General features: G+C 63.0%; 8 protein-coding genes and 1 pseudogene. All 9 read right to left on the bottom strand.

Annotation, left to right across the window (positions count from 1 at the left end; all coding sequences use genetic code 11):
* Nucleotides 1-15: 15 nt before the first annotated feature.
* The gene (locus tag CRO06_RS02060) at nt 16-465 is read right to left on the bottom strand and encodes an Rrf2 family transcriptional regulator (protein ID WP_031228234.1); all 450 of its coding nucleotides are present in this window, start codon (nt 463-465) and stop codon (nt 16-18) included.
* 171 nt (nt 466-636) lie between these two features.
* Nucleotides 637-2763, bottom strand: a complete 2127-nt coding sequence (locus CRO06_RS02065; RefSeq protein WP_179746424.1) for a TonB-dependent receptor — start codon at nt 2761-2763, stop codon at nt 637-639.
* A 255-nt stretch (nt 2764-3018) separates the two neighbouring features.
* A complete protein-coding gene (locus CRO06_RS02070; protein WP_026948280.1) occupies nt 3019-4455 on the bottom strand; it encodes a cobyric acid synthase in 1437 nt (478 codons plus the stop codon).
* A gap of 76 nt (nt 4456-4531) precedes the next feature.
* Nucleotides 4532-5143 (bottom strand): cob(I)yrinic acid a,c-diamide adenosyltransferase, encoded by a 612-nt coding sequence (gene cobO / locus CRO06_RS02075; protein ID WP_022994811.1) that lies wholly within the window; start codon nt 5141-5143, stop codon nt 4532-4534.
* Entirely contained in the window at nt 5136-6458 is a 1323-nt protein-coding gene (locus CRO06_RS02080) for a cobyrinic acid a,c-diamide synthase CobB (RefSeq protein ID WP_097057631.1), read from the bottom strand. Before CRO06_RS02080 ends, cobO begins: the two co-directional genes overlap by 8 nt.
* Before the next feature lie 277 nt (nt 6459-6735).
* A pseudogene (locus CRO06_RS02085) lies at nt 6736-7251 on the bottom strand (ABC transporter ATP-binding protein); the annotation flags it as partial.
* Nucleotides 7248-8240: a FecCD family ABC transporter permease gene (locus tag CRO06_RS02090; RefSeq protein WP_022994808.1), complete on the bottom strand. Its 993-nt coding sequence runs from the start codon at nt 8238-8240 to the stop codon at nt 7248-7250. The gene CRO06_RS02090 and the pseudogene CRO06_RS02085, both read right to left, overlap by 4 nt.
* A complete protein-coding gene (locus CRO06_RS02095; RefSeq protein ID WP_244902755.1) occupies nt 8227-9108 on the bottom strand; it encodes a cobalamin-binding protein in 882 nt (293 codons plus the stop codon). Before CRO06_RS02095 ends, CRO06_RS02090 begins: the two co-directional genes overlap by 14 nt.
* A gap of 30 nt (nt 9109-9138) precedes the next feature.
* Nucleotides 9139-11016: a TonB-dependent receptor domain-containing protein gene (locus CRO06_RS02100; protein WP_097057633.1), complete on the bottom strand. Its 1878-nt coding sequence runs from the start codon at nt 11014-11016 to the stop codon at nt 9139-9141.
* Between the last annotated feature and the right edge of the window lie 108 nt (nt 11017-11124).

Here is an 11124-nt window from a genome sequence, read left to right on the forward strand (position 1 = left end):
CGAACGTAGCCGCGGTCAGGAAGAACAGTGAGAGTGGTCCCGCCGTTGCAGGCCACGATGAAAATCCCGGCTCAGATCCGCCAGGGTCACATCACGCAGGCGCGCCATCAGTACCGCTTCGGCCTGTTGGAACGCGTCGTTCATGTGAGCGTTGACCGCTTTTTCCACCAGGCAGCCAGGCGATTCGGTACGGTTGCCCATGGCGAACACCGCCGGCTCGCCCAGTGCCACATAGATGTCATGCAGAGTGACGGTGTCGAAATCGCAGCACAGACGCCAACCGCCCCCGTGCCCTTTGACCGAGGTCACCAGCCCCTGCTCGCGCAGCCCGGCAAGAGTGCGACGGATCACAACCGGATTGGTCTGCATGATCCCGGCCAGGGCCTCGGAGGTAACCGGCCCTTCCATTTCCGCCATGTGCAGAAGCACGTGGAGCACACCTGATAATCTGCTGTCTCTCTTCATGCAACAAACAATATTACATGAAAAGAGAAAAGACAAGCTAGGCAGCCGATGCCCGGCTTGCCGATACAGTGTGAGAAAAACCGGGGATAGCGGCCCTGGGGAAGAGCCGCCCTGTCCCGGTTTACGAAAGCAGGAAGTTGACGACGGCGCGGGCTTGCCGCGCCGGCCGCCTCACCATTGATACTGGTATCCGATCTTGGCGGTGATGCCCCGGGCGGGAATATGGCTGGTGTTTCTGCCGTTACGCAGCAACTGACCATAAACGTGGTAGTAATCTTCGTTGAACAGATTTTCCACGCCGAGATCCACGCTGTGCCGTCCCTGCTGGTAACGGGTGCTGTAATCGACGGTGGAGTAGCTGTCCACTTTACGACTGCCAAAGCCCACTTCATCGTCGAAGGCATCATCCCGGGAGCCGCTGTAGTTCGCCTGCAGCCGGTGAGACCAATGACGTCCGGAAGCGTATTCAACGTAGACGTTCAACTGCAAGGGAGGAATACGATACCCGTTCAGTGCCTTCCATTTTCTGTCGGCCCTGTCATAGCTTTCCCCTTCCATCCAGCTCAACAGGCCACCCAGCCGCCATTGCGCGTTCAGTTGATGGTCCATCGTGGCTTCAACGCCGTGGATCCGTTCCTTGGCGCGGCGCTGGGCAAAGGCAAAGTCCTGAATCACTACCGGACCAAGATCCGATGTGTTGTAGAACAGCGCCAGACTGGCCTGGGTGGCACCCCAATAGCCTCGCGCGCCCACTTCATAGTTATCCGTCTTGATCGGTTCCAGCTGGGAATCGCCAACATCGAAATCGGACGGCGCGATGCGTAACTGCAAGCCCAGATCAGGCAATTCGAAGCCTTGGGAATAATTGGCGTAGACATCCACCGTGTCGTTCAGTGCATAGATGAGACCGGCGTTGAACAGGACGTCATCAAAATCCACTTCCCCGCCCTCGATCTGATTCCCCTCTCCCAGAGTGGTGAAGTCATTGAAGGACGCCTCCGCGTACTCGTACCGGACACCGGCTTCGCCACGCAGTTGATCACTGAAGTTATGTTCCAGTTGGGCAAACACGGCGACGGTGTCCTGGGTCACCGGCGGCATGAAAAGACGATCACCGGTATCGATATAGACCAACCCGCCACTATTGTCGTAAGCGCTACCGTCGTAGGTGGTCACCGGCATTTCGGTTTTTTCCCGCCCGCTATCCAGCCCCCAGCGGAGTAAAGCGGTCTCGCTCAAATCGGTGTTGACGGTGAGGCGACCGCCATAACTTTCACTGTCCAGATAGGTTTGGACCAAGGCGCCCCAAGAGGGAATTCCGCGCGCGTCGAACGGCGTGAAACGGGCATGATAGTCGCGATAGTAGAGCTGGGCATCCACCGCGCCAACACGGGTGTCGCCCGCGTGCCAGGCCAGATTCAACAGGCTGTTGTGGGTCCGGTTCTGTTCATTCAGGTGCAGCCCGGATATTGCTTTTGCGCGGGCCTCGCCGGGGGGGACATCATCGACCGCCGGGTCGGAGGCGTAATCGGTATCCTGCTTCGCGTCCAGGTGACTGCCCGACAATGTCAGCGTGCCCGTCGGCAGATGCCAATTGAGCTTGCCACCCAGACTCCAGGTTCCGGTGTCCGACATGTCCCCCTGGCTCGGCTCGGGCGCGATGCGGCGCCCGTTCCCGTCATAGAAAGCGCCTTGCTCTTCCCACGCCAGGTTAGCGCCATAGTCCAGATCGCCCCGGGCGCCCCCGACGGATTGCTCTCCCCGGTACCCCAGACCATCCCCGGTGACCTTGGACAAGGCACTTTGCAATTCCAGTTTGGTGACCGCTTGGGAACGGTTGCGGCGGGTGATGATGTTGACCACGCCACCGGCGGCGCCGCTGCCATACACAGCACTGCCGCCTCGCAGCACCTCAATTCGCTCAATGTTGGCGGGATCGATGTTCATCAGATCACGGCTGATGTTCCGGCTGGTGTTCTGTGGAATGCCGTCGATCAGAACCAGCAGGTTTCTGCCCCGCAAGGTCTGGTTGAAATTGGTCAGCGTCTGGCTGGCCGGGGCCATGCCCGGCACCGTTTTCGCCAGCACTTCGCCAAGGTTAGCGGCGGTGCGCCACTGGGTTTCCAGCTCCTCACGCTCAATAACAGTCACCGCATGGGCCAGTTCGCTGGCCGCCATACTCTGGCGAGTGGCGCTGACCACAACCTGGTCCAGTTCGTTCGCGCCGGTCTCTTCCGCCCATCCGGACAACGGCGCCAAGACCGACACCAGCACCGGCAGGATTGTTTTGTTCGTCATGAAAAATCGTTCCCGATAACAGATCGCAAACCGACGAACCGAATTCCCGGTTCCTCGATTCATCGGACCCCAACAAGAGCCTGTTTAAGGCCTCCAGGAGCCCCTCGGATCATGCCCTTCCCCTTTGGCATGGTGTTGTTATGCCGTGGCGGGTCACCGCCTTTTGCACCATGCGATGGTAATGAGAACTATTCTTGTGAGCAAACATTCCGACGCCCAAACAACCAAAGCGCCACTTATCCGTACCATGGTCCATTAAGTCGGCAAAAAATCCTGCAAATAATGCCGTAACGAAGTGAGGTCCAAGTGCTGTTCAACACTGTCGGCCAGACGATCCAGATCGGTCTGACGATGTTGCTGGTAGTCCACCGCCGCGGCTTGGGAGGGTTTCAACAGGGCATCACAGGCCCCGGCCCGATCAAACAGGCCATGCAGGTAGCCGCCCATCACCTGGCCGTCGTCACTGACCGCACCGTCCAGGCGTCCGCCCACATCGAACAGCGGCCGTTGCAGCGCCGGCCCGCGGGTGACGCCATTGTGAATCTCATAGCCGGTAACGGCTTCACCACCGGGCAGCAAACGCGCCACCACCTGCCGCAGCTGCTTGCCAGCCACCAGAGTGGTTTCCATATCCAGCAGCCCCAGTCCATCACTGCTGCCGGGCCGTCCCTCAATACCGTCCGGATCGTGTATCGCCCTGCCCAGCATCTGGAAGCCGCCGCAGATGCCCAGCAGTCGCCCGCCGTAACGTAAATGACGCTGTAAATAAGGCTCCCAGCCTTGCTCCCGCAACCATTGAAGATCGGCGCGGGTGTGTTTGCTGCCAGGCAGGATCACCCAGTCAGCCGGCGGCGGCGTTTGTCCCGGTCCGATCAGGTGCAAGGCAATACCAGGATGCAGGCGCAGCGGATCCAGATCATTGTGATTGCTGATGCGAGGAAAGACCGGCACCACCACGTTCAGCGCCTCACCGTCATGCTCACCGGCATCGGCCACCGCGTCTTCCGCGTCCAACAACAGGCCATGCAGATAAGGCAGCACGCCGAGCACCGGTTTGCCAGTGCGTTGCTCCAGCCAGTCCAGGCCGCTTTGCAGGAGAGCCGGATCGCCGCGAAAGCGATTGATGACGAAACCCACTACCCGGTTGCGTTCACTTTCGCAGAGCAGCTCCAACGTACCCACCAACTGCGCGAAGACACCACCCCGGTCAATGTCCGCCACCAGAATCACCGGGCAATCCACCGCTTCGGCAAAGCCCATATTGGCGATATCGTTCTCACGCAGATTGATCTCCGCCGGACTGCCGGCGCCTTCGGCGATAATCACCGGGTAACGCGCGGACAGATCACGCCACGCCGCCAGCACCGCCTCGCGGGCGGTGTTTTTGTAATCGTGATAGGCAATGGCGTCCATGTTGCCGAGCACCTGCCCTCGCACGATCACCTGGGCACCACGGTCGGTCTGCGGTTTGAGCAATACCGGGTTCATGTCACTGTGCGGCGCGAGGCCACAGGCCAGCGCCTGTAACGCCGTGGAGCGCCCGATCTCGCCACCATCGTCGGTCACCGCGCTGTTCAACGCCATGTTCTGCGGCTTGAACGGCGCCACCGCCACACCCTGCCGCGCCAGCCACCGGCACAACGCCGCCACCACCGTACTTTTTCCGGCATCCGACGTCGTGCCCTGCACCATTAATGTCACCGAGCCGCCGGTCACACGGAAAGGCGCGCTCTGATTTTCACTGTTCACTGTTAACTATTCACTGCCTTTAAAGCTCTATTCCTTTCTGCGCCTTCACCCCCAGATCCTTGAACGCGTGCTTCACCACTTTCATCTCGGTGACGGTGTCGGCCAGTTCGATCAATGGCTTCGGTGCGTAACGGCCGGTGACCACCACGTGTTGCATTTCCGGGCGGTCCTGCAGGTCATCCAGCACCGCGTCCAGATCCAGATACTCGTAGCGCAGGGCGATGTTCAATTCGTCCAGCACCACCAGTTTGTAGTCCGGGTCGCGCAGCATACGGCGCGCCTCGGCCCAGGCGGCTTCGGCGGCGGCCACATCACGTTCGCGGTCCTGGGTATCCCAGGTGTAGCCTTCACCCATGACGTGGTAATCCACCAACGGCTGCGCGCGGAAAAAGCGCTCCTCGCCGGTTTTGAACGCTCCCTTGATGAACTGCACCACGCCGACTTTCATGTCATGGCCCAGAGCACGCGCCGCCATACCGAAAGCGGAACTGCTTTTGCCTTTGCCGGGACCGGTCAGCACCAACAGCACGCCTTGGCTGTTCCGCGCACGGGCGATCCGCTCCTGCATGATTTTCTGTTTTTTCGCCATGCGCTCGGCATGGCGTTGCGGGGTTTTGGCGTCTTCACGCATGGTCTTTATCTCCAACAAACAACGCCGCCACCGCTTCCGGCGCCGACGGAAAATAGCCGTGAAAGTAACTGGCGGTCAGATTGCCTTGATGGAACACCGGCTCACCGCCGGTGCCGCTTTGTTTTTCACTATGCTGATCCGGCACGCGTGGCGTTTCCAACCTGGAGTAGTGGAAGGTATGCCCACGCAGCTGCCCCCGTGGCAATGACAAGGCGTGCATGCCAAGCCCCTGCAGGCGTTCCATCATCCGCGCCGCGCCGGGCAGCAGGCCAAGCATGGCGTGGCGCCGGCCCTTGTTGTCCACCAATGTCTCCATGCAATACATCAGCCCGCCGCACTCCGCCAGGATCGGCTTGCCTTGTCGATGGTGGTCGCGGATCGACGCCCGCATGGCCAGATTCGACGATAACGCGCCGCCATGCTGCTCCGGGTAGCCGCCGGGCAACCAGAGCGCTTCCGCCTCCGGCAACGTCCGGTCATTCAACGGTGAGAAAAAACACAGCTCGGCGCCCATGGCGGTGAGCAGATCCAGGTTGGCCTGATAGAGAAAGCCGAAGGCGGCGTCCCTGGCCACCGCGATGCGACGGCCGGCCAACAGCGCCGCCGGCGGCGCCGGACAATCCGCGCTCAACGTCACCGCCTCCGGCAACCGGTCCAGGCCCGCCTCCGCCAGCACCGCCGCCACCGCATCCAGGCGCCGGTCCAGGTCGAGCAATTCCTCCGCCTGCACCAGCCCCAGATGCCGCTCCGGCAACGCCAGGTCCGGATGGCGAGGCACCGCGCCCAGCAGCGACAACGACGGCGGCAACGCTTCGGCCAGCATCTCACCGTGGCGCGGACTGCCCACGCGATTGGCGATCAGTTGCCGAACTCGCAGTTCCGGCCGGTAATCCGACAGGCCCTGGGCGAGTGCGGCAAAGGTCTGCGCCATGCCCGAAGCATCGATTACCGGAATTACCGGCAAGCCACACAGCACTGCCAGATCGGCACTGGAGGGCGAGCCATCGAACAGGCCCATGGCCCCCTCCACCAGCACCAGGTCCGTGTCACGGGCGGCCTCGGCGAGGCGCCAGCGGCACTCCGCTTCGCCAGTCATCCACGGCTGTAACTGATACACCGGCGCGCCGCTGGCGCGGGCCAGGATCATCGGATCGAGATAATCCGGGCCAAACTTGAATACCCGCACACGGCGGCCGGCATTGCGGTGCAGGCGCGCCAAGCCGGCGGTGATCAGGGACTTGCCCTGCCCCGATCCGGGCGCGCTGATCAGAGCGGCGGGCGCGCAGCCCTCCACTCGGGAAACCGCTTGTGTCATGGATGGCGGTCCTTATGTAAGAGAGTCAGCCCGGCAGGAATACCCGGGTGCCGTTTATTTCGGTAACCATAAGCCGTTGCCGGTAGAGCTTCTCCAACGCCTCCAGTATCAGCATGGCGTCGGCGGGCCCATGGCACAGCTCACCGTCGGGATAGAGCAGCAGGACCCGGTCACACCAGCGCGCGGCCAGGTTCAGATCATGCAGGCACAGACACAGGCCCGCGCCCTGTTGCGATTGCTGTTCCAGCAATCGCATTACCGCCACCTGATGATGCAGATCGAGATGATTGGTGGGCTCGTCCGCCAACCACAGGGCCGGTTGTTGGGCCAGGGCCGTGGCCAGCGCCAGACGCTGTCGCTCACCGCCGGACAGGGTGCTTACCAGGCGCGGTTCCAGATGGCTCAAATCCAATAGGCGCAAAGCGTTCCGGGCCTGTTCCAGATCCGCGGCGGTTTCCATGCGCCACGGTGGCAGGAACGGATGCCGGCCGATCAGCGCGGTCTCCAGAACGGTGGCGGGGAAGCCGTCCTGCCGTTCCTGAAACACCACCGCCAGCCGCTGGGCGACCTGACGGCGGCGCCATTGAGACAGCGGCTTGCCATCCAGCAGCACCTGGCCGGAACGCGGCGCGCGCAAACCCGCCAGGGTATGCAGCAGGGTGGTCTTGCCGGCGCCATTGGGGCCGAGAATGCCCCAGCGCTGCCCTGGTTCGATACGCAGACTCAGCGCCCGTCCGGATACCCGCCCGGGCACATCGATGATCAACTCGCGAGTTTCCAGCACGCTCATCATCGGCTCCGGTACAGCAGGAACAGGAACACCGGCACCCCCAGCAGCGCCGTGATCACACCCACGGGCAACTGTTGCGGCGCCAACAGGATACGGGCCAGGGTATCCGCCAGCGTCAGTAAGATGCCGCCGGCCAGGGCGCTGGCGGGCAGAATCAGGCGCTGATCATTACCCAGCACCAAACGCAGCAGATGGGGCACGATCAGACCGACGAAGCCGACGCTGCCGGCGGTGGTCACCGCCACCGCGGTGACCAGGCTGGCCAGCACGTACACGGAGGTCTCCAGCGGCCGCACCGCGACGCCCAGAGCCGCCGCTTGCAGCGGCCCGCGCGCCAGCACATTGAGAGGGCGCCCCAACGGCAACATGGCCGCCACCGCGACCACCAGTACCAGCCAGGCCCAACCCGGGGCGCCGGCGTGAGAGAGATCCCCCATCAGCCAATACAGCATGCCGGGCAAACGCTCCGCCGGGCTCATGGTAAGCAGAAAGCTGATCACCGCGCTCCACCCCGCCGCCACCACCACGCCGGTAAGCAGCAACCGGGTCGGAGTCCAACTGCCACCGCCCCGGGCCAGGCCGAATACCAGCAACGTGGAGAGCAGGGCTCCGGCGAAAGCGGAACCGGATACCAGCACCGCTCCCGCGCCCAGCAGCATGGCGCCAAGCGCGCCGACGGCGGCGCCACCGGACAATCCGAGCACGTAAGGATCAGCCAGCGGATTGCGCAACAGCACCTGCATCAGAGCGCCGGCCAGAGCCAGCAAACCACCGGTGGCGAACGCCGCCAGCGCACGGGGAGCACGCAGCGACCAGATCAGATCCCGCTGCAGTTCGTTGCCGCCGCCGGTGAATACCGCCCACAGATCGGCGGCGCCCAGCGGCACGCTGCCCACCGCCACCGCCAGGGCCATGGCCAGCACACCCGCCAGCACCAGAACCCACAGTGCGGTCCAGGGGTAAGCACGCGCCGGCGCGTCAACGCCGGGCACGGGCCTGCTCCAGGTGCTTGCACAGTCGGCGGGTGCCTTCCAGCATGCGCGGCGTGGGCCTTTGCAAGGTGGAAGGCGGAACGAAGAACAGATTGTCGCGACGCACCGCGGTGAGCGAACCGAACTCGCGCCAGGGATCGAGCCAGGCCGGGTTATCCTCGCCCATGCCGCCGGCGATGATCACCTCAGGGTCCGCGCCCAGCACCGCTTCACGGCCGATGCGCGGCGTCAACGCCGGCAACCCGCCGAACACATTGACGCCGCCGCACAGACGGATGGCTTCGCTGATCAGGTGCCGGTCGTTCACCGTCATCAACGGTTCTTCCCATACCTGATAGAACACGGTGACCGGCTTGGCGTCGCCATGGCGCTGGCGCAGAGCATCGATGCCGGCGCGGAACTGCTCCGCCACCGGCTCGCCCAACTGCTCGGTACCGGCCAGTCTGGAGAACCGTTCCAGGGTCGTGCCGATCATTTCGAAGCGGACTGGTTCGCTGTAATAGACAGTGAGGCCGAGCCGTTCCAGCTGTTCGATCTGAGCGGCCGGATTACCGCTGCGCCAGGCGATCACCAGATCCGGCTTGAGCGCCAGGATCGCTTCCAGGTCCAGCCGTTTATAGCTGCCCACCCGGGGCACTTTGCGCGCCGCCGGCGGCTCGTCGCTGAAGCTCACCGCGCCCACCACCTGCTCACCGGCACCGGCGGAAAACAGCAGCTCCACCGCGCCCGGCGACAGCGCCACGATACGTTGCGCGGGCCGCTCCAGACAGACTTCACGGCCGACATCGTCCTCGACGCAACGGGGTGCCGCCATGGCGGCCAGGGGCAACAGCGCGATCAGTACCATGAATACAGTCCATTGCCCCATTCTGGCCACCATAACATTCTCCCGTTGCGATCAGCGGATATCGTAGCGCACGCTGACGAACACGGTGCGGCCGGCGTTGAGATAATGCCAGCCGGAATAGTTCCGCGCCGTGGCGTATTCCTTGTCGAATACGTTCTTCACCGAGACCCGGGTGGTCCAGTCGGGGGCAAAGCGCCAGCTGGCGCGCAGGTCCAGCAAGCCGTAGCCCGGCAGGCGCTGGGTGGCGGCGGCGTCGTTGTAGCGGTGATCCTGGAACACCGCGCTGCCGCCCAGTGACACGGTACCGAAGTCCCGGTCCACATCGAAACGTACGCTCTTGCGGTTTCGACGCTGCAACAGCTCATCGGTTTCCTCGTCCTTGGGATCCAGTACCGTTATCGCCATGGCCAGACGCCACTGATCCAGGTCGAGACCGGTTTGCAGTTCGGCGCCGCGAATGCGTGCTTCGTTGACGTTATAGGGAAGGTATTTGCCGTCCCGCAGTTCCGAGGCGATCAGATCCTCGACATCATTCTGGAATACCGACAGATCCCAGAAGCCACGGCCGTACTGCCCACGAATGCCAATTTCCTTGTTTTCGGATTTTTCCGGCGACAGGTCCGGATTACCGAAACCGGGGTAGTACAGTTCGTTGAAGGTCGGCGCCCGGAAGGCGGTACCGTAACTGACACGAAGGCGATGATGCGGGTTCAGCGCGTAACCGAGGGCCACACCGCCCGTGCTCTTGTGGCCAAAGGCTTCGTTGTCGTCATAGCGCACGCTGGCCTGCGCATCCAGATCACCGAAGGTGGTCATCAGCTGGGCGAAAGCGGCCTTGTTCTCGCGGTTATCCAGGCTGTATTCCGTGGTGCTTTCGATGTCGTCGCGCAGGTATTCGCCCCCGACGATCAATTCCACGTAGTCGTTCACCAGGAAGTGGTTCTTCAGATTGACGGCACGGGTCTTGGTGTTGAAGGTGCTGGTCAGATCACCGTCGGTGAAATTGTCGTTCTCATCCTTCGCTTCACTGACTTGCAACTGCATCAGCCAGTCGTCGGACACCAGCAATTCACCGCGCAGCGCCCCCACCTGGATCAGGTAATCGGTGTCTTCCCGGGTGGCGGTGGTGCCGGGCTCAAACTCGGTGTTGCCCTCGGCGCGGAATCCCAGCACGCCGATTTCCGCCCGCTCGCCGAAGCGATGGCTCAGTTTGACGATGCCGGAAGTATTGTCGTAACCGCGATCATCCCCGTGCTCACGCAGGCGAGTGCCGTCGGTGTCGAAACGGTTCACCGCCATGCTGTAGCGGGTGCCGTCTTTTTCGCCGGCCGCGCCGCCGCCGATGGAACGGGTGTTAAAGCTGCCACCGCCCAGTTCCAGCCAGGCGCCGGGCTCACCGCTGCCGTCCGGGGTGAATACCTGAACCACGCCGCCCACCGCGTCGGAACCGTAGAGACTGCCCCGCGGACCGCGCACGACTTCCACCCGGTCGATCATTGATGGCGGCAGGAACTGCCAGGACGGCGTGCCGCCGGTGGCGGGCCGGATGCGCACACCGTCGAGCAACAGCAAGGTGGAGCTGCCGGCGGTGCCACGCATGTAGACACTGGTGTTCTTGCCGAAAGCGCCGTTGCCGATGATATCCAAACCGGGCTGAGCGCGCAGAATGTCCGCCATTTCCAGCGGTTGCTGCTCACGCAGCGTTTGTTCGTCGATCACCGCTACCGGCGTGAGACTGGCGCGGGCGGTTTGCGTGGTCATGCTGGGCGTCACCACCACCGGATCGAGCCGATTCTCATGGGGCTTCACATCCGGCAACGACAGTTGCGCCAGCAAGATGGGATCGGTTGGGTTTTCCCCGGCGTGGGAGGCGGTGGCGCACAGGCCGATAACGGCGGCGGCCACCGGAGTCAGTTTGAATCTGGACATGGCACGAATTTCCCCTGGCCGTGCTCACCCGCACGGCGAATGGTGTCGTGTCACGGCGGGACATCCGGGAGAAGCGGCGGAGGCAAGCCACGAAAGCGGGCGCGGAAA

It is taken from the genome of Alloalcanivorax xenomutans (genome assembly GCF_900217905.1).
GTDB lineage: Bacteria > Pseudomonadota > Gammaproteobacteria > Pseudomonadales > Alcanivoracaceae > Alloalcanivorax > Alloalcanivorax xenomutans.